At 72.4% G+C, this 19,319-nt stretch carries 14 protein-coding genes; 6 read left to right on the top strand and 8 right to left on the bottom strand.

All coding sequences use genetic code 11. The features are described 5' to 3' along the window. Nucleotides 1-8: 8 nt before the first annotated feature. The 3 genes from BLR04_RS21770 to BLR04_RS21760 are packed head-to-tail and all read right to left on the bottom strand — an operon-like array spanning nt 9 to nt 4,093. The gene (locus BLR04_RS21770; protein WP_090768288.1) at nt 9-2,132 is read right to left on the bottom strand and encodes a 3-hydroxyacyl-CoA dehydrogenase NAD-binding domain-containing protein; all 2,124 of its coding nucleotides are present in this window, start codon (nt 2,130-2,132) and stop codon (nt 9-11) included. Then, the gene (locus tag BLR04_RS21765) at nt 2,129-3,313 is read right to left on the bottom strand and encodes a thiolase family protein (RefSeq protein WP_090768285.1); all 1,185 of its coding nucleotides are present in this window, start codon (nt 3,311-3,313) and stop codon (nt 2,129-2,131) included. The genes BLR04_RS21770 and BLR04_RS21765 overlap by 4 nt, the downstream gene beginning before the upstream one ends. A 42-nt stretch (nt 3,314-3,355) precedes the next feature. Then, nucleotides 3,356-4,093, bottom strand: a complete 738-nt coding sequence (locus BLR04_RS21760; RefSeq protein WP_090768282.1) for a hypothetical protein — start codon at nt 4,091-4,093, stop codon at nt 3,356-3,358. Nucleotides 4,094-4,299: 206 nt separating this feature from the next. Between BLR04_RS21760 and BLR04_RS21755 the strand changes: the two genes are divergently transcribed. From BLR04_RS21755 to BLR04_RS21735, 5 genes are all read left to right on the top strand, one after another. Continuing rightward, nucleotides 4,300-5,904 (top strand): LCP family protein, encoded by a 1,605-nt coding sequence (locus BLR04_RS21755; protein ID WP_245740402.1) that lies wholly within the window; start codon nt 4,300-4,302, stop codon nt 5,902-5,904. 215 nt (nt 5,905-6,119) lie between these two features. Beyond that, on the top strand, nt 6,120-7,307 hold the full coding sequence (locus BLR04_RS21750; protein WP_143022134.1) for a hypothetical protein: 1,188 nt from the start codon (nt 6,120-6,122) through the stop codon (nt 7,305-7,307). Nucleotides 7,308-7,403: 96 nt separating this feature from the next. Beyond that, the gene (locus BLR04_RS21745; RefSeq protein ID WP_090768276.1) at nt 7,404-8,405 is read left to right on the top strand and encodes a LacI family DNA-binding transcriptional regulator; all 1,002 of its coding nucleotides are present in this window, start codon (nt 7,404-7,406) and stop codon (nt 8,403-8,405) included. After that, a complete protein-coding gene (locus BLR04_RS21740; RefSeq protein WP_090768272.1) occupies nt 8,402-9,193 on the top strand; it encodes a sugar phosphate isomerase/epimerase family protein in 792 nt (263 codons plus the stop codon). Before BLR04_RS21745 ends, BLR04_RS21740 begins: the two co-directional genes overlap by 4 nt. Before the next feature lie 43 nt (nt 9,194-9,236). Beyond that, complete coding sequence (locus BLR04_RS21735) at nt 9,237-10,157, top strand: alkaline phosphatase family protein (RefSeq protein ID WP_218129104.1); 921 nt, start codon at nt 9,237-9,239, stop codon at nt 10,155-10,157. Between the two features lie 13 nt (nt 10,158-10,170). Here the strand turns inward: BLR04_RS21735 and BLR04_RS21730 are convergent, their stop codons facing one another. Both BLR04_RS21730 and BLR04_RS21725 read right to left on the bottom strand, forming a co-directional pair. Beyond that, nucleotides 10,171-10,737, bottom strand: coding sequence for a class F sortase (locus BLR04_RS21730; RefSeq protein WP_245740404.1), 567 nt, complete (start codon nt 10,735-10,737; stop codon nt 10,171-10,173). A 332-nt stretch (nt 10,738-11,069) separates the two neighbouring features. Next, entirely contained in the window at nt 11,070-12,149 is a 1,080-nt protein-coding gene (locus tag BLR04_RS21725) for a hypothetical protein (protein ID WP_090768261.1), read from the bottom strand. Nucleotides 12,150-13,449: 1,300 nt separating this feature from the next. Here BLR04_RS21725 and BLR04_RS21720 point away from each other — a divergent pair. Next, nucleotides 13,450-16,020 (top strand): PEP/pyruvate-binding domain-containing protein, encoded by a 2,571-nt coding sequence (locus tag BLR04_RS21720; protein ID WP_090768258.1) that lies wholly within the window; start codon nt 13,450-13,452, stop codon nt 16,018-16,020. Nucleotides 16,021-16,063: 43 nt separating this feature from the next. Here BLR04_RS21720 and BLR04_RS21715 read toward each other — a convergent pair whose 3' ends face one another. The 3 genes from BLR04_RS21715 to BLR04_RS21705 are packed head-to-tail and all read right to left on the bottom strand — an operon-like array spanning nt 16,064 to nt 19,241. Next, nucleotides 16,064-16,936, bottom strand: a complete 873-nt coding sequence (locus BLR04_RS21715; RefSeq protein ID WP_090768254.1) for a sugar phosphate isomerase/epimerase family protein — start codon at nt 16,934-16,936, stop codon at nt 16,064-16,066. Next, nucleotides 16,933-18,099 (bottom strand): dihydrodipicolinate synthase family protein, encoded by a 1,167-nt coding sequence (locus BLR04_RS21710; protein ID WP_090768251.1) that lies wholly within the window; start codon nt 18,097-18,099, stop codon nt 16,933-16,935. The genes BLR04_RS21715 and BLR04_RS21710 overlap by 4 nt, the downstream gene beginning before the upstream one ends. Beyond that, nucleotides 18,096-19,241: a Gfo/Idh/MocA family protein gene (locus BLR04_RS21705; protein ID WP_090768248.1), complete on the bottom strand. Its 1,146-nt coding sequence runs from the start codon at nt 19,239-19,241 to the stop codon at nt 18,096-18,098. Before BLR04_RS21705 ends, BLR04_RS21710 begins: the two co-directional genes overlap by 4 nt. Between the last annotated feature and the right edge of the window lie 78 nt (nt 19,242-19,319).

Raw genomic sequence — 19,319 nt, 5'->3', positions numbered from 1 at the left:
CGCAAGGGTCAGGCGGGAACCGACGCGACCCCTTCGGGCAGGAAGCGCGTCCTGGCGATGCCCGTCCGGTCGAGGTACGGCGTGATGCCGCCCAGGTGGAACGGCCAGCCCGCACCGATGATCATGCACAGGTCGATGTCCTGCGGCGCGGCCACCACGCCCTCGTCCAGCATGATGCGGATCTCACGGGCCAGTGCGGTCAGCACGCGCTCGCGCACCTGCTCGGCGGTGGACGGCGCGTCGCCGCCCGCGAACAGCGCCACCGCCTCAGGGTCGAGCGTGAAGTCGGGACGGTAGACGCCCGGCTTGCCGGCGGCGACCAGCTTCGCGAGGTTCGCCGACAGGCCGAAGCGCTCGGGGAACGCCTCGTGCAGCGTCTCGGCCACGTGCAGGCCCACCGCCGGGCCGACGAGCTGCAGCAGCGCGAACGGCGTCATCGGCAGCCCGAGCTCGTCGAGCGCGTGCTCGGCCGTCTCCAGCGGCGTGCCCTCGTCCACGGCCGTGATGACCTCGTTCATGAAGCAGGTCAGCAGGCGGTTCACCACGAACGCGGGGGCGTCCTTGACCAGCACCGACGACTTCTTCAACGACTTGCTGACGGCGAACGCCGTGGCGAGCGTGGCGTCATCCGTCGCGGCGCCCCGGATGATCTCCAGCAGCGGCATGACGGCGACCGGGTTGAAGAAGTGGAAGCCGACGAGCCGCTCGGGGTGGGCGAGCCCCTCGCCCATCTCGGTCAGCGACAGCGAGGAGGTGTTCGTGGCGAGCACGCACTCCGCCGAGACCACCGCCTCGACCTCGGCGAACACCTGCTTCTTGACCGCCATGTCCTCGAAGACGGCCTCGATGACGAAGTCGGCGTCGGCGAAGGCGTCCTTGGTCAGCGAGCCGGTCACCAGGGACGTGAGCCGGTTGGCGGCGTCCTGCGTGAGACGGCCCTTGGCCCGCAGCTTGTCGATCTCGGCGTGCACGTAGCCGACGCCCTTGTCGAGCCGGGCCTGGTCGAGGTCGGTCAGCACGACCGGGACCTCCAGGCGGCGGGCGAACAGCAGCGCCATCTGCGAGGCCATGAGGCCCGCGCCCACGACGCCGACCTTGGTGACCTTGCGCGCGAGTGCCCTGTCCGGCGCGCCCGCCGGCCGCTTGGCGCGGCGCTGCACCAGGTCGAAGGCGTACAGACCGGCCCGCAGCTCCTCGCTCATGAGCAGGTCGGCCAGCGCGTCGTCCTCGGCGGCGAAGCCCTCGTCGCGGGAGGCGGTCGGCGCCAGCGCGATGAGGTCGAGCGCCCGGTACGGCGCAGGGGCGGCGCCGTGCAGCTTCAGGTCCACGAGGAAGCGCGCGTCGGCGACCGTCTTGTCCCAGCCTTCCGACGCCTCGTGGGACGGCCGCTCCACGGCCACCTCGCCCTGGAGCACCCGGGCGGCCCAGCGCAGCGACTCCTCCAGGAAGTCGGCCGGCTCGAACATCGCGTCGGCGATGCCCATCTCGTGCGCCTGCGCGCCCTTGATCATGCGGTTCTGGGCCAGCGGGTTCTCGATGATCAGCTTGATGGCGTTCGCCGGGCCCACGAGGCGGGGGAGCAGTTGCGTGCCGCCCCAGCCCGGCACCAGGCCGAGCGAGCACTCGGGCAGCGCCACGGCGGGGACACCGGAGGAGATCGTCCGGTACGTGCAGTGCAGCGCGATCTCCAGGCCCCCGCCCATGGCCGCGCCGTTGACGAACGCGAACGACGGGATCGCGAGCTCGCCGAGCCGCCGGAAGACGTGGTGGCCGAGCCGTCCGACGGCGAGGGCCTCCTCGTGGGTGGTCACCTCGGAGGCGCCCTTGAGGTCGGCGCCGACGGCGAAGATGAACGGCTTGCCCGTCACGCCCACCGCGACCAGGTCGGTGCGCTCGGCGATCTCCGACAGCGCGCCGTTCAGCGCGAGCAGGCCACGGGTGCCGAACGTGTTCGGCTTGGTGTGGTCGAAACCGTTGTCCAGGGTGATCAGGGCCATCGTGCCGGCCCCGCCGGGCAGCTGGACGTCGCGGACGAGGGCCTTGGTGACGACCTCGTCGGGGTTGTGTTCGCCCAGCAGGGCGCGCCAGCCGTCGATGGTGTCGGGCGCGCCGGTGTTCGTGGTGCTGCTCATGCCAGGTTCTCCCAGATCACGGTGCCGCCCATGCCCATGCCGACGCACATGGTGGTGATGCCGTAGCGCACGTCGGGACGCTCGCCGAACTGCCGGGCGAGCTGCGTCATCAGCCGCACGCCCGAGGAGGCGAGCGGGTGACCGTAGGCGATCGCGCCGCCGTACGGGTTGACCCGCGGGTCGTCGGCGGCGATGCCGAAGTGGTCGAGGAAGGCGAGCACCTGCACGGCGAACGCCTCGTTGATCTCGAACAGCCCGATGTCGGCGATGTCGAGACCGGCCAGGCGCAGCGCCCGTTCCGTGGACGGGATCGGCCCCACGCCCATGACCTCCGGATCGACGCCGGCGAACGCGTACGACACCAGCCGCATCTTCGGGTGGAGGCCGAGCTCGGCAGCGACGTCGGCGGCGGCCATGATGCAGCCGGTGGCGCCGTCGTTGATGCCGGAGGAGTTGCCGGCCGTGATGTTGCCGTGCGGCCGGAACGGCGTCTTGAGCCCGCTCAGCCCCTCCATCGTGGTGCCCGGGCGGGGAGCCTCGTCCTCGACGGCGAGGCCCCAGCCCTTCTCTGCCGTCCTGATCGCGGTCGGCACCAGGTCGGGCTGGATCCTGCCGTCGGCGTACGCCTTGGCGGCCCTCTCCTGCGAGAGCACCGCGTACGCGTCCGCGCGCTCCTTGGTGATGCCGGGGTAGCGGTCGTGCAGGTTCTCCGCGGTCATGCCCATGACGAGCGCGCTCGGGTCGACGAGCTTCTCCGCGAGGAAGCGCGGGTTGGGGTCGACGCCCTCGCCCATCGGGTGCCGGCCCATGTGCTCGACGCCGCCCGCGATGGCGACGTCGTACGCGCCGAACGCGATGCCGCCCGCGACCGTGGTGACCGCGGTCATCGCGCCCGCGCACATGCGGTCGATGGCGTAGCCGGGCACGGTCTTCGGCAGCCCGGCCAGCACCGCCGCCGAACGCCCGATGGTGAGCCCCTGGTCGCCGATCTGCGTGGTCGCGGCGATGGCGACCTCGTCCACCCGCTCGGGCGGCAGCTGGGGGTTGCGCCGGACGAGCTCGCGGATGACGCGGACGACCAGGTCGTCGGCGCGGGTCTCCGCGTAAAGCCCCTTCGGCCCCGACCTGCCGAAGGGTGTGCGAACGCCGTCGACGAACACGACGTCACGAGAGGAAGGCACGGATTCGCTCCTCGTTGCCGGATAGTGGTTCCGCGCCTAATGCTACTCGTCAGTAACTACAGCGCAGAAGAGGGCCGTCGTCAGCAGGGCGTACACCATCCACGAGGGTGGCTCCCACAGGTGCGCGCGGGCCGCGACCAGCGACGCCACCGCCAGGGCCGCGCCGATCCGCAGCGCGGCCCCGAGGTGCGGGCGGTGCGGGCGGGCGCGACTCCCTGGGTCCCACGGATCGCCGGGCGAACCGCCAGAACGCACGGCGGACCACAGCAGCCCCACGACGTCCCGTGCCCACCACAGCGCGAACGACACCCCCGCCGCCACGCTGACCACCGACAGCGCCTCGACGGCCCGGGTCAGCACGGCGGCGAAGGAGTGCAGGGCCGACTCGTGGAAGAAGCGCGGCACCGTCCAGCCGAGCAGGAGCGTCAGCGCCCAGCCGCCGGCCACGCCCAGCCGGACCAGCGGGCGGGCCCGGCCGGAGCGGGTCACGCCGTACAGTTCGAGCTCGCGCCGCCGCACGCGGCGGGCGCGCGCGCCCCAGACGTACTGCGTGACGGCCAGAGCGGGCAGCGCGGCGGCGAAGACCGTCAGGGTCAGGACGGCGAGCGGCAGGGTCTGCTCCCTGGTCGGGGCCCGTTCGGCGATCAACTGCGTGGTGGCGAGCAGCGCGATCGAGGCCACGAGGGCGACGAAGGCGCGACGGCGGGCGGTGTCCGCCCCGGCGCGCAGGCCGGCGACGTCGCGGGCGCCGGGGAGGGGAGCCATCTCGGTCAACAGCATGACTGTCATCATGGCGTCACGGCCCGTAGTGCCGCCCGCGATTCGTCGGCTTTGCAGCGAACCCTCGCCCGACGGGCCACAGCGCGTCTACCATCAGCGCTGGACGCCTCTCACGGGGGAGGGGCCCGTCCGGACGACCAGGTTCTCGTGATGACGGGGTGGCGCACCGACTTTGTCGCCGGAGTCACCCCTTCGATCTTCTGCCGGTGGCTACTGGATTCGCGATCATGGCACGAGGGGTGGACAAGGTGAGAGGGCAGCGGGACGACGCGGCTCCCGGCCGCCGCGCCGCTCCACCGCAACCGTCGCCGGCACCGCCGCCGCACGAGGCCGGAAGGCGGGCCAGGCGCCGGGCGGCGTCGCCGCGGCGCCGCCTGACCGCGATGGGCTGGGTGAGCGTGGCGATGGCCCTGGTGCTCGTCGCCGCCGTGCTCGGCGCGTACGGCTACTACCGGTACGTGCTCAGCGGCCTGCGGACCGAGCGGATCAACGCCGGCCCGAACCGCCCCCCGGACACCGGCGCGCTCAACGTGCTGCTCGTCGGCTCCGACTCCCGCGACGGCGACAACAAGAAGTACGGCGCCAAGTCGCAGGGCCTGGGCGAGCGCACCGACACGATCATGCTGCTGCACGTCGCGCCCAACCGCGACAACGCCACCGTGATCAGCTTCCCCCGCGACACCATGGTCATGATCCCCGAGTGCGAGGGCAGGAACGGCGCCACGCTGCCGGGCGGCCTGCGGCAGATCAACTCCGCCTTCAACGACGGCGGCATCAACTGCACGATCAGGACGCTGGAGTCGCTCACCGGCATCAACGTCAACCACTTCGTGAAGGTCGACTTCACCGGCTTCAAGGCCATCATCGACGCCATCGGCGGCATCGAGATCTGTCTGCCCAAGGCGGTCGACGACCCGCAGGCCAAGCTGCGGCTCGGCGCGGGCAAGCACGTGGTCGACGGCGAGCAGGCGCTCGGCTACGTCCGCACCCGCTACGCCCTGGGCGACGGCAGCGACCTGGGCCGCATCCAGCGCCAGCAGGTCTTCCTGACCAAGGTGGCGGAGAAGGTCACCGACGGCGGCCTGCTCGCCGATCCCGGCAGGCTGAACGGCTTCCTGCAGGCCGCCGTCCGGGCCGTCACCGTGGACGACCGTCTCACGGTCGAGCGGATGCTGGAGATCGGCGACAGCATCCGAGGGCTGACCGCCAAGGAGCTCAGGGGCATCACGGTGCCGGTGGAGCCGTACCCGCCGGACACCGCGCGGGTGCAGCTCGCGCAGCCGGCGGCGCGCGACTTCTTCGAGGCCGTGCGCAACGACGTCGAGGTGACCGCCGCGCCGACTCCCGGCAAGCCGGCCACGCCCAGGATCGAGCACGGACAGGTGCGCCTGCAGATCCTCAACGCCACCGGCGAGCAGGGCAAGGCCGGGCAGGTGGCCGACGAACTGTCCACCCAGGGCTTCGTCGTCACGCACGTGGGCAACGCCGCCCCTGTCGCGACCACGACGATCCGGTACGCCAAGAAGGACACCCAGGACGGCCCTGCGTACGGCGACGCGGTCGCGGCGCGGCTGTCGAAGGCCAAGCGCACGCCGGTGGCGGGCAAGGTGCGGCCGGTCAGCATGGAGGCGTACGAGCCGCAGGCCGGGTCCACGGCCGGCGCGCAGGGGAAGCGGAAGGCGGGACGGCCCGACGGGCCGGTCATCCAGCTCGTCATCGGCGCTGACTGGCCGGGCGTGCGGGTCCTGTCGGCGATTCCCGACTCGCTGAAGGACAAGGTCGTCGACAGCGAGACCAACCCCTGCCTGTGAGCCCGGGATCGGGCATTTCGCTCTCCTGTTGGTAGCCAGAGCGGCACACATTGCGACACATGTCACTTAGTGTGACTTGAGGGAAACATGTGAAATTTCCGGACAGTGTGTGGTTGATTCTGCTAGGAAAGGGCGCTGACAAGAAAATGTGAGAGAGGTTCATCGTGGGGCGCGACGAGAACGACAGGCCGTACGAGGATGGTCAGGGTAGGTCGTTGAACCCGGACTTGGCGGGTGACGTGCTGTCGCCGCGATGGAGCACCGAGGACACCGACGAGCAGCCCGCCATCCAGGTCAGCGGCAACGAGACGTACATCCTGCCGGACAAGGGCGCCGACCCGCAGCGGGAGGGCGTTCGCGACGTGCTCGACCCGCCCGCGCCGTACGACGTGCTGGGCGGCGGCCAGGACGTGCTGGACGCGCCGAGCGGCGCCCACGACGTGCTGGGCGCCCCGAGTGGCGCGCACGACGTGCTCGGCGGCGCGAGTGGCGCGCACGACGTGCTCGGCGGCGCGCAGGACGCGGCCTACCAGGACGGGCGCGGCTACCAGGACGGGCGCGCCTACCAGGACGAGCGCGCCTATCAGGACGAGCGTGAGCAGGGGCGCTACGCCGACGACAGCGGGCCGTTCCCGGTGGAGCACGAGCCGGGCTACCTTCCGCTCGACCGTGGCTACGACCAGGGCTTCGACGCGGGCGACGACGAGCCTCGCCGCGGCTTCCTCGGGGCCGGCTGGTCAGAGGAGTCCGGCGACGACTACCACGCGCGCGGCGAGCGGGAGGTACGCCGCCGCACGCGGACGCTGCTGGTCGCCGCGGCCGCCGTGGTGGTGCTCGGCGTGGGCGTCGGCTGGGTGCTCACCGGCGCCTCGTCCGACGACTCCTGCGCGGGCGGCCAGTGCGCGAGCGCCGGTCAGGTGAACACGCCCGCGGAGTCCGCGCTGCCGGAGGACGAGCCCGTCGAGGAGGAGGAGGCCGAGCCGGAGCCCACCGATTCGGCCGACCAGGAGGAGCGGACCCCGCGCGACCAGCAGGGCGACGCCGGCACGCCGGCCGACCAGCCCGCGTCCACCGTGCCGACGCACACCGAGCAGCGCACCAGGCCCACGCGTGAGCCGTCCGAGCGCCCGCGCGCCACCCGCACCGCCGAACCGGCGCAGGACACGGACGAGGAGCAGGTCCGCGTGCCGGCGAACCGCGAGGGCGGCAACGGCGGCGTCGACCGCGGCGGCCGTACGGCGGACGAGAACGACTCCCGCCAGGACGACGCCCCCCGCTCGAACACGGGGCAGGACGAGGAGGCGCAGGCGCCCACCGAGGTGACCGAGCAGCCGGAGCAGCCGCAGCAGGAGGAGGACAAGGGCAACGGGGGCCTGCTCGGCATCCTCTTCCCCTGGCTCTGAGAACGTGATCGTGACCTGCCCGGACGCTGGACGTGCGAGGATGCGGTTCCAGGATCTGGTCTGGCAGACTGGGAAATCGCTTTCCGGGAGGGTCTCGTGGTCACGCTTGAAGACGTCGCCAAACAGGCGGGCGTCTCGCTCGCGACCGCCTCGCGGGTGCTCAACGGCAGCACCCGCCAGGTGGGCGCCGCCCTGCGGGCGCGCGTCGAGCGGGCCGCCGACGAGCTCGGTTACCGAGCCAACATCGCCGCCCAGACGCTGGCACGCGGGTCGAGCAACGTCATCGGCATCGTCGTCCACGACCTGATCGACCCCTACTTCGCGGCACTGGCCGACGGGGCGATGCGGGCGGCGGCCACCGAGGGCATGCTCGTCATGGTCGGCACCACCCACCGCGACCCCGAGCAGGAGATCGCCTACGTCGCGACGCTGAACGCCCAGCGGGTGCGCGCGGTGCTGCTGGTCGGCTCGCGCGTCGCCGATCCCGCGGTGACCGACCGGCTGCGCGCCGAGCTGGCCCGCTACCGCGACAGCGGCGGCCGGGTGGCCTGCGTGGGCCAGGACCTGCTCGGCGTCGACACCGTGGCGCCGGCCAACCGCGAGGGCGCGGCCGAGTTGGCGCGGGTGCTGGCCGGGCTCGGCCACACCCGCTTCGCGGTGCTCGCGGGGCCGCCGCAGCTGATGACGGCCGCCGACCGCAGCGCCGGCTTCGTCGCGGCGCTGCGGGAGCTCGGGCTGCCCGAGCCGCAGGTGATCCACGGTCCGTTCGACCGCGAGGGCGGCTACGCGGCGGCGCGGCAGGTGCGCGACGCGACCTGTGTCTTCGCGGTCAACGACGTGATGGCCGTGGGAGCGCTGGCCGCCTGCCGCGAGCGCGGGATCAGGGTGCCGGACGACGTCTCGGTGGCTGGTTTCGACGACATCGTCACGCTGCGTGACCACGTCCCGGCGTTGACGACCGTACGGCTGCCGCTCAGCGGCATGGGGGCGCGAGCGCTTGAACTGGCGCTCCACGACAGGGACGAGGCGGACGCGGTCGTCGTCGAGCAGGTCGCCGGCGAGGTGGTGCTCCGGGAGAGCGTGCGGAGGCTCATGTGAGGATCGCGGTCAGCACCCTGGGAATGCCCGGCGACGGGCTCGACCGGGCGATCGAGATCGCGGCCGGCCACGGCTGCCAGGGGCTGGAGCTGCGTCTGCACCCCGACACCGGAGTGCACGCCGGGCTCGGCGCGCAGGAGCGGCGGTCGGTGCGGGAGCGGGTGGAGCAGGCAGGTCTGGAAATTTCGGCTCTCGCTGGATATGTCGGCATATGTAAGCCGGGGCCTGACAAACCGGTCGTGGAGGCCCTGCTCGCCGACCTGCGCCTGGCCGCCGACCTCGGCGCGTCCGGCGTACGGGTGTTCCCGCGCGGCGGCGACGCGGGCATCGGTGCGCGGCGGCTCAAGGCCGTCTCGGGGCCGGCCGCCGACCTGGGCCGCCGCGTCCTGGTCGAGACGCACGACAGCATGGCCACCGGCGCCGCCGTGGCCGCGCTGCTGACCGAGGCGGGCCTGCCCGCGACGACCGGCGCCATCTGGGACCTGCTGCATCCATGGCGGCACGGCGAGAGCCCCGCCGCCACGCTGGCCGCACTCGGCCCTTGGCTGACGTACGTGCAGGTCAAGGACGCTGTGTCGGCGGACGACAGCACGCCGGTGCCGATGGGCGAGGGGTCGGTGCCGCTGGAGGAGGCGGGCGCGCTGCTGCGCGCGGCCGGGTTCGACGGCTGGGTGTCCCTGGAGTGGGAGCGGACGTGGTACCCGCAGGTGGCCCCGGTCGAGGAGATCCTGCCGGGCGCGACGGCCTGGGTGCGGAGGTTCGGCGCTCAGGCGTCCCCGCTTAGATAGGGGCATGTCCGCTTCCCAGAATTCCGGCCGGGTGAACGGTCGGGTGAACAGTCGGGTGAACAAGGTGCTCGTCGTCGGCATGGACGGCCTGCGGTTCGACCGACTCCTCGCGCTCGACGCCCCCGTGCTGGCCGGCCTGATGTCCACCGGCGCGTACGGCACCAGCAAGCTTCCCTACGGCGAGCCGGGCACCCCGCGCACCGCGTCGCCCGGCGCGGTGGTGCCCACGTCGGTCGCGCCCGTGGAGGGCGTCCGGGTCATCAGGTCGCGTACGGACTCGGGGCCCGGGTGGTCGTCCATCGCGACCGGCGTCTGGCCCGACAAGCACGGCGTCGTGGACAACGGTTTCGCCGCACCCCAGTACACGAAATTTCCGGACTTCCTGACGCGAATCAAGCGGGCCCGCCCCGTGCTGACCACCTCCGCCTTCTTCTCGTGGGCGGCCCTGGCCGAGCACGGCGCGTTCGGCCCCGAGATCGACCACCGGTTCGTGCTCGACGGGTACGCCGTCGGCTGGTCCGAGTGCGACACCCAGGTGGCCGCCGCCGCCTCCGCGCACCTCGCCGGCGACGACCCCGACGCGGTGTTCGTCTACCTCGGCGACACCGACGAGGTGGCCCACGCCCTCGGCCCCCACTGCCCCGAGTACGCCGCCGCCCTCGCCGCCCAGGACGCCTACCTGGGCCGGCTGCTCGACGCCGTCCGCGCCCGCCCCTCGTACGGCGAGGAGCGGTGGACGGTGCTCGTCACCACCGACCACGGGCACGTGGACGCGGGCGGCCACGGCGGCACCTCCGACGAGGAGCGCACGGTGTTCGTCGTCGCCCACCGCATGGGCGAGGACCTGGGCGGGCGCCTCCTCGACGGCCCGCGCCTGGTGGACGTCGCCCCGACGGCGTTCGCCGCGCTCGGCGTGCCCGTGGACCCGGCCTGGGAGCTGGACGGCCGTCCCCTCGACGTGTGACCCGCCCCGCGGGTCACACCGAGTCGGCCCAGACGATGACGTTGCTGTCGTAGTGGCCGCTCGCCCGGTCGAACGTGCCGCCGCAGGTGATCAGCCGCAGCGCCGGCTTCGCCGTCTCGCCCCAGATCTCCTCGGTGGGAAGCGCGGTCTTGGCCGACTGCTGGGTCTTCCCGGCGACGAACTGATGCGTCTGGCCGCTCTTGTCGACCACGACGATCTTGGCGCCCTTCCGCAGCCGTCCGAGCTTGGCGAACACGTCGGGGCCGCTCTTGCCGTCGACGTGGGCGGCGATCACCGCGGGGCCCGGCTCGCCGGGCCGCGGGCCCTCCTTGTACCAGCCCGCCTTGCCGAAGTCGGGGGTCTGCATCGACCCGTCGCCGGCGAGGCCGAGCCGCACCAGGGGCGCGTCCACGCCGATGGCCGGGATGCGGATGCGGGCCGGGTCGGCCACCGCGGGCCGCGGCGTCACCGCCGCCACGGGGGTGTCGGTCGCGACCGCTGAGGGGGCGGACGACGGAGGCGAGTCGCCACAGGCGGCGATGGCGACGACGAGGACGGTGACGGCGAGGATACGACGCATCAAGGGAACTCCAGGGGGAGGACGGAGGGGACGCCCTCCCTGCGGAGGACGTCCCCGGGACCGGCGGAGAGACCCTCCCCGGCCGGGACGTCCCGACCGGGGAGGACGCCGCCCGGCCGGGGCGCGCGGTGCCCGGACCGGATGGTTGCGATGGCCACTCGGCCAGGGGCGCGCGGTGCCCTGACCGAACGGTTGTGATGGCCGCTCGGCCAGGGTGCGCGGTGTCCCGGGCGGGCGGTTGTGATGGCCGCTCGGCCAGAGGCGCGCGGTGCCTCGACCGGGCGGTTGCGATGGGGGAGTGCCGCTCTGGTGGTGGGGGTCCGTGACGGCCGTCAGCGCGCGAGGCCGCCGAGGCCGGTGTCGACGCGGGTGGGGACGGGGATGTCGTTCACCACGTCGACGTCGGTGGCCGGCGGGTTCGCGGGCCGGCAGTCGGGCTTCTCAGCGACAGGCATCCGCCACTCGCGCTGCGCCCCCTCGGCGAGCTTGAAGCCGTGGGCGGCCTCGGCGGTGACCACCACGAGGCCCGCGTCGACCGTGTAGCGCTGTCCCTGCTCGAGGAGCGCGTCGGGCGCGGTGCGGTAGATGACGCCGCGCGCCTTCGGGATGGCGAGCGACGCCACCTTGTCGGCGCAGGTGGGCTGGTCGAGCGTCGGCTCCACCGGCGTGGCCACCCGGCCGGAGCCGCAGGGGAGGCCCCGCTTCACGAACCGCTTCCAGGCGCGCTCGCCGACCAGTTTGTGGCCGTCCCAGGCGTGCGCGGTGACGACGTAGCGGCCGGGACGGACCTCATGGCGGCCCGGCTCCATCGGGCGACCGTCGATCTTGAAGGAGACGCCGCGCTGGCGCGGGATGCCCACCCAGCCGAGGTTCGTCCCGCACTTGGGCTGGTCGACCCACGGCTGCCTCGGCTTCACCGGCACCGCCGCCGGGGCGGGCCGGCGGTCGAGGAAGCGCACCTTGCGGCCGTCGACCGTCAGGTCGGACACGATGACGTGGCCGGGGCCGCCGTTGTCGTACACGATGCCGGCCGCGCCGATGCGCCCGTTGGCGGGCACGGTGAACGTGACGACGCCGTTCTCGCCGCACTGCTTGCCCGCGCCGATGTTCTGGTCCCACGAGTTGGTGTACGTGCCCTGCGTCTCGACGAAGACCCGGGGCGCGCCGCCCGTGCAGGTCGCTCCGTCCCTCAGCCGGTAGCGGAACGACACGACGTCGCCCGCCTGGACGGGCATGTCGAGGGCGGACGTCTCGACGCTGGTGTTGCCACCCTCGAGCCGGACGGTGCCGGAGTCGAGGATCTTGGACGGCGCCTTGGCCTGCCATCCGGTGGACGCGTGGGCGGTGCCGGTGGCCAGTCCGGACACCGCCAGCACGCCGGCGGCCGTGGCGGCCGCGACTTTGCTGAACATGTGAGTGTGCCTCTCGGAATTTACCGCGCCTCGGGTAGGCGCGACTGTTTGGCGGGGCCATTGTTCACCAGTGCATGGAACGTCGTCCGTCGTTCTCGCAGGTAAGCGCGAAGCATCCATAAAGGTGGCGAATCGCGCATGGAACGCGATGAATAGCCAGACATTTCCCGTTTGGCGGCCGTACGGGCCGATAGAAGACTTCGACCGTGTCTGAGCTGGCCCGAGACTGTCCCGCTCAGCCACTTCTAGGTGATCACGGATGGCCGTGCCTGAAATCCGAGATCCTGGTTTCACCTGCTATAGGAACCCAGCCTCTGCAAATCCTGAAATATCCGACTGTTGATATCCGCCAACCCCCGCGAAGAACGATCTCCGCCACCCACCACGCCCAGAACGTTGCGGCCGTCTCCGACTGCCGCCGCGATGGCGCGAACACGAAGTTCCCGGCGGGTGGGGACTGTCCTGCCATAGCAGATGGCCAAGGCACAAGGCCGCCATCCAGACGCCGCCGGACCTGGCCGCGGACGTCGTCCCGGCGGCTCTCCCGCTCGGATCGGCCATGACGTCGTTCTGCGGCAGTGCCCCAGCGGGTCCGTGGAGTTTTACGCTCGAGAAAACCTCAGGACGGCGGGTTGGCGCTCGCTGACACCATTCTTCCGAGTGGGGCGCGGCAGGTAATCGATGGAAGCGGAAGTCTCCGCAGGCCTGGATCCTGCCCCGTACTTCTGGTTTGACAGGGGTATTTCTCGCCGTTCAGCGAAGTGGACAATCGATGAAGACGAAGAAGTTCAAGGAGCTGAAGTGATGGAAACGTGCGCTGTTCGGCTTCGTTCGCATCACGAACTCCATCAACGAAGGAAAGTCCGGCGCCAACATATTCGCAGCATCTGCTTTCATCATCGTGATTCTTCTGGTCACCGGTTTCGTGGCCATTCGTGAGTATCACAAGAACCGTCATGGGGAATGATCTCTGGACCGCCCGGCCGGCGCTCTCTCGGGTGCCCGCCCCTCGGGTCATCGGCCGACCTGCCCGATTGGCTCTACCAAGATCTTGGCGGCGCCTCACCCGGTTCCTCGAATGACCCCCGGTCGGCGTGCAGCCGAGCCGGTTCCCCCGAAGCTTGTCCACGCCGGCCCGCGCCGCGGTCTGCTGGGCTGCGGTCGACCGTCTCGGCCGCCTCCTCGCGCGACTGGTCCGCATCCCGCCGGCCCCGGACGCAGCATTTTCATCATGTGTTGAATTTCTGGCGGAAACGGGTGACACTGGGGGCAGGACGACTCACCCCCGGGAGCACACACGATGACGCTGGTCCTCGATCTCGCCGAGATCCACGCCGGGCTGCTCGCCACGGTCGGCGGCAAGGCCGCGAACCTCGGCGAGCTCACCAAGGCGGGGCTGCCCGTCCCGCCCGGGTGGGCGCTGACCACGGAGGCCTACCGGCGGGCCGCCCATGGTTTCGACCCGACCGGCGACGACCTGGCCGAACGGGCCAGGCGGCACCTCCTGGAAACCCCCGTCCCGCCGGACGTGCGCGACGCGATCGTCGCCGCCTACACCGCGCTCGGCGATGATGTGCCGGTCGCCGTACGCTCCTCCGCCACGGCGGAAGACCTGCCGTTCGCCAGCTTCGCCGGTCAGCAGGACACGTTCCTCAACGTCGTGGGCGCGCAGGCGGTCGTGGAGGCCGTACGCCGCTGCTGGGCCTCGCTGTGGACCGACCGCGCCGTCGCCTACCGCGAGTCGAACGGCGTCGACCACGCCTGCGTGAGCCTCGCGGTCGTCGTCCAGACGATGGTGGACGCCGAGGTGGCGGGCGTCATGTTCACCGCCAACCCGGTCACGGGCCGGCGGCACGAGATCGTGATCGACGCGAGCCCGGGGCTCGGCGAGGCGGTCGTCTCGGGCGCCGTCAACCCCGACCGCTTCGTCGTCCTCGACGGAAGAATCCTGGAGCGCCGCGCCGGCGACAAGCGGATCGCCGTCCGTCCCCTGCCGGGAGGCGGCACCGAACACGTCGAGACCGCCGTGAGCGGCCTCAGCCTCACCGACGACCGCGTACGCGAGCTCGCCGCCCTCGGCGAGCGCGTCGAGCGGCACTACGGCAGCCCCCAGGACACCGAGTGGGCCCTCGACCGCGACGGAAAGCTCTGGCTCACCCAGGCCAGGCCCGTCACCACGCTCTACCCGCTGCCCGAGCCCAAGGGTCCTGGTCTGAGGGTGTACTTCTCGCTCAACGTGGTGCAGGGCGTCATGGGCCCGCTCACCCCGATGGGGGTGTCGGCGTTCCGGCTGATCAGCGCGGGCGGCGCGGGCCTGTTCGGCCGCGCCCCCGCCGACCCGCGCGACGGCGCCCCCTTCATGACGGCGTCGGGCGACCGCGTGTGGTTCGACATCACCCCGGCCGTACGCAGCCGCCAGGGCCGCGTCCTGCTGCCGCGCGCGATGACGCTCGGCGAGGCGCGCACCGCGACCGTGATGGAGCGGCTGTTCGACGACCCCCGGCTGGCCGTGACGCCCGCCCCCGCCCACCGCTTCCTGCGCGGCCTCGCCCACTTCGCCCGCCGCGTACGCCTGCCCGCCCGCGCGCTGACCGCCCTCACCAGCCCCCGCAAGGCGCTGGCGTCCATCGAGCGGATCGGACAGGAGAACGAGCGCCGGCTCAGGGTGCCCGACTCGGCCACCCCCGAGCAGCGGCTCGACCACGCGGAACGGGTGCTCGCCGGGACGTTCCCGCGGATCATCACGATCATGCCGACCGTCGTCACCGGCTACGCCCTGTTCGCGCTGGCCTCCCGGCTGTCCGGGGTGCCGGTGAACGACATGGGCGACGTGCTGCGCGGCGTCCCGCACAACCCCACCACGGAGATGGACCTCGCCCTGTGGCACCTCGCCACCCGGATCGAGCCGGAGCCGTTCCGCGAGTTGTCCGTCGCCGAGCTGGCCCGCCGCTACCGCGAGAAGCTCCTCCTGCCCACGGCCCAGCGCGAGATCGCCGCCTTCCTCGACACGTACGGCCACCGCGGCGTCGCCGAGATCGACCTCGGCGTGCCCCGCTGGTCGGAGGAGCCCGAGCACATCCTCGGCGCGCTGGCCAACTACCTGCGCATGGACGATGATGACCTCGCCCCCGACGTGCTCTTCGCGAAGGGCGACCGAGAGGCGCGGCAGGCGGTCGCCCGGGTGGCGGCGCGGGCCGGGCGCAGGGCGCGCTGGCGGGCCCCCGTGGTGCGGTTCGCGCTCGGGCGCACCCGTACGTATGCGGGGCTGCGCGAGCTGCCCAAGTTCCACCTCGTCAAGTCGCTCGCGGCGGTCCGGCGGAGCCTGCTGGTGGTCGGCGAGCACCTCGCGGAGCGGGGCGTCCTCGACGCGCCCGCCGACGTGTTCTTCCTCGACATTCGCGAGGCCAGGGCCGCCCTGTCCGGCGGCGACCGGCGTCCGCTCGTGGCCGCCAGGCGCGAGGAGTACGACAGGGAACGCCGCCGCCGGCACGTGCCGCGCGTGCTGCTGTCCGACGGCACCGAGCCGGAGGCGCTCGCCGAGCCCGCCGCCGACGGCGCGATCACCGGCACCGCCGCCTCCCCTGGCACGGTCACCGGCAGGGCCAGGGTGGTCCTCGATCCGGTCGGCGCGCACCTGGAGCCCGGCGAGATCCTCGTCTGCCCCTCGACCGACCCTGGCTGGACGCCGCTGTTCCTGACGGCGGGCGGGCTCGTCATGGAGATGGGCGGCGCGATGTCGCACGGCGCGGTCGTGGCCAGGGAGTACGGCATCCCGGCCGTCGTCGGCGTGCCCGGCGCGACACAGCGCATCACGCCGGGCCAGGAGATCACCGTGAACGGCGCCGCCGGCACCGTGACGGTGCCGTCCTGACACCGGACGCCCGTGACGCCCGGTGCCGTCCTGACACCGGCCGTCACGGGGCGGCGAGCACCACGTCCTCGTAGCGGGCCCGCATGGTGGCCACCACCTCGTCGGGGTCGGCGGCCCAGACGTCGGCGTTGAAGATCTCGACCTCGACGTCGCCGGCGTACCCGGCGGCCAGCACCGCCTGCGTGATCGGCCGGAAGTCGATCACGCCGTCGCCCATCATGCCCCGCCCGAGCAGCACGTCCTCGGGCAGCGGGTGCAGGTAGTCGCACACCTGGTAGGAGGCGATCCTGCGGCCGGCCCGAGCGACGTCCTCGAACAGCCGCGGGTCCCACCACACGTGGAAGGTGTCCACCACGACGCCGACCTGCTCCTGCGGGTACGGCAGGCTCAGCTCCAGCGCCTGCCCGAGCGTCGACAGCACGGCCCGGTCCGGGCAGTAGATCGGGTGCAGCGGCTCCAGGGCCAGCTTCACCCCCCGCTCCCCGGCGTACGGCGCCAGCTCCGCCAGCGCCTCGGCCACCTGCTCGCGGGCCCCTGCGAGGTCACGCGTGAAGCCGCCGGCGGGCAGCGCCTCGCCCGGCCGCACGCCGGGCAGGCCGCCCACCACCATCACCAGGCACGCCGCCGACAGCTCGGCCGCCTCGTCGATGGCCCGCCGGTTGTCCTCCAGCGCCCGCGCGAACGCCGTACGCCCCTCCTCGCCGGGCAGGCCGCCCGCGGTGAGGAAGCCGCCGCGGCACAGCGACGAGACCCGCAGCCCGGCTGCCCGCACGAGCTTGACGCTCTCCGCGAGCCCCTGCTCGGCGACCTTCTCGCGCCACAGCCCGATCGCCTCCAGGCCGTGCCGGACGCAGCCGTCCACGGCCTCGGCGACCGACCAGCGCCTGGTCGTCCACTGGTTCAGCGAGAGGCTCACAGGCCGTTCACCGCCAGCAGGGCCTTCATCCGGCGCACCGCGAGCTCCTGGTCGGCCAGCAGCCCGGCCTGGTCGGCCAGGGCGAACACCTCTGCCAGGTGCACCAGCGAGCGGGCCGACTGGGCGCCGTTCACCATGGCGAACGCGTCCTGGTGGCCGTTCAGCCAGGACAGGAACACGATGCCGGTCTTGTAGTGGTACGTCGGCGCCTCGAAGATCTTCCGCGACAGCGGCACCGTCGGCGCCAGGATCTCGTCGTAGGCGGCCAGCAGCCGGTCGCGTTCCGCCGCGTCGGGAGCCGCCTCGGCCTCGTCGAGCACCCGCAGCGCCGCCGCCGCGGCCGGGGCGATGGCGTCGAAGATGCCGAGCAGCGCGTGCGAACCCGACCTGATCAGGGACGGGTAGTTGAAGTCGTCGCCGGTGTACAGCTTGACGCCCTCGGGCAGCGCGGCGCGCAGACGCACCTCGTGCTCCTCGTCGAGCAGCGACACCTTCACGCCGTCCACCATCGCGGCGTGGGCGTGGATCAGCTCAAGGAACGACTCCGTCGCCGCGTCGACCTCGCGCGAACCCCAGTAGCCCGCCAGCTGCGGATCGAACATCTCGCCCAGCCAGTGCAGGATCACCGGACGGCCGGCCAGCCCGAACAGCTTGCCGTACACCTGGTGGTAGTCGGCGGGCCCCGACGCCACCCGGGCCAGCTGGCGCGAGGCCATGATGATCACGCCGGCGCCGGTGTCCTGCACGGTCTCGATCTGCTCGGCGTACGCCGCCGTGATCGCGTCCAGGTCGCCCGCGTCCGGACGGTGGTCGGTGCCGGCGCCGCAGGACACGAGCGCCGCCGGGTCGCCGTAGGCGCGGGCCTCGGCGGCGCTGCGCCGGATGAGCTCCCTGGTCGCCGCCCAGTCGAGGCCCATGTTGCGCTGGGCGGTGTCCATGGCGTCGGCCACCCGCAGACCGTACGACCACAGGTGGCGGCGGAAGCGCAGCGTCGCGTCCCAGTCGACGACGGCGGGGGAGCCGGGCGTGTTGTCGCCCAGCGGGTCGGCGACCACGTGGGCGGCGGCGTAGGCGATCCGGCTCGTCGCCGGCCGCTCGGCGGGGGACCAGCGTGCGGGCTCGCGCAGCTCGTACGGGCCCACTCCTGGCAGGTCGATCCTCACGACTGCGGCACCTCGATCCGGCGGCCCTCGGCGGACGAGCGCAGACCCAGCTCGGCGAGCTGGACACCGCGGGCGCCCGAGGCGAAGTCGTTGGGGAAGGGCGCGTCCTCCAGCACGTGCCGGATGAACCCCTCCCACTGGATCTTGAACCCGTTGTCGAACTCGTCGTTGTCCGGCACCTCCTGCCAGCCGTCGCGGAAGCGCGCGGTGGCCGGCAGATCGGGGTTCCACACGGGCTTGGGGGTGACCGAGCGGTGCTGCGCGCGGCAGTTGCGCAGGCCCGCGACGGCACTGCCGTGCGTGCCGTCCACCTGGAACTCCACCAGCTCGTCGCGGTGCACGCGGACCGCCCAGGAGGAGTTGATCTGGGCGATGATCCCGCCCTCCAGCTCGAAGATCCCGTACGCGGCGTCGTCGGCGGTCGCCTGGTAGGTGTTCCCCTGCTCGTCGACGCGCGCCGGGATGTGCGTGGTCGCCTGGGCGTAGACCGACCGGACGCGGCCGAACAGGTTCTCCATCACGTAGTGCCAGTGGGGGAACATGTCGAGCACGATGCCGCCGCCGTCCTCGGCCCGGTAGTTCCACGACGGGCGCTGGGCCTCCTGCCAGTCGCCCTCGAACACCCAGTAGCCGAACTCGCCCCGCACCGACAGGATGCGGCCGAAGAAGCCGCCGTCGATCAGCCGCTTGAGCTTGAGCAGGCCAGGCAGGAACAGCTTGTCCTGCACGACGCCGTTCTTGACGCCCTTGGCGGCGGCGGCCTCGGCCAGCGAGAGCGCTTCCTGCGTCGACTCGGCCGTGGGCTTCTCCACGTAGACGTGCTTGCCCGCGTCGACGGCCTTGAGCACGGCCTTCACCCGGGCGCTGGTCACCTGGGCGTCGAAGTAGATCAGGTTGGCGTCGTCGGCGAGGGCGGCGTCGAGGTCGGTGGTCACGTCGGGGATCCCGTGCCGGTTCGCGATGGCCGCGAGCTTGTCGGCGCTGCGGCCCACCAGCACCGGCCTGAGCTTGACCCGCTCGCCGTCCGAGAGCGCGACGCCGCCCTGCTCGTTGATGGCCAGGACGGAACGGACCAGGTGCTGGCGGTAGCCCATCCGTCCGGTGACACCGTTCATCACGATGCCGATGGTGCGCACGCTCATGAGGATCCCTTCACCTAAGGAAAGCGCTTTCCCGAACGGTAAGGCCGGGCCGCCGAGGGCGTCAAGTACCGACCCCAC

This window comes from Nonomuraea maritima, from assembly GCF_900100395.1.
In the GTDB taxonomy this organism is placed as follows: domain Bacteria; phylum Actinomycetota; class Actinomycetes; order Streptosporangiales; family Streptosporangiaceae; genus Nonomuraea; species Nonomuraea maritima.
Note: the sequence above shows the minus strand (reverse complement) of the source record. Positions and strands in the feature narration are given on the sequence as shown.

Excerpts from the sequence above, each read along its gene's own strand:
- BLR04_RS21770 (WP_090768288.1), bottom strand. The coding sequence starts at position 2,132 with ATGAGCAGCACCACGAACACCGGCGCGCCCGACACCATCGACGGCTGG.
- BLR04_RS21760 (WP_090768282.1), bottom strand. The coding sequence starts at position 4,093 with ATGCTGTTGACCGAGATGGCTCCCCTCCCCGGCGCCCGCGACGTCGCC.
- BLR04_RS21730 (WP_245740404.1), bottom strand. The coding sequence starts at position 10,737 with ATGCGTCGTATCCTCGCCGTCACCGTCCTCGTCGTCGCCATCGCCGCC.
- BLR04_RS21725 (WP_090768261.1), bottom strand. The coding sequence starts at position 12,149 with ATGTTCAGCAAAGTCGCGGCCGCCACGGCCGCCGGCGTGCTGGCGGTG.
- BLR04_RS21720 (WP_090768258.1), top strand. The coding sequence starts at position 13,450 with ATGACGCTGGTCCTCGATCTCGCCGAGATCCACGCCGGGCTGCTCGCC.
- BLR04_RS21705 (WP_090768248.1), bottom strand. The coding sequence starts at position 19,241 with ATGAGCGTGCGCACCATCGGCATCGTGATGAACGGTGTCACCGGACGG.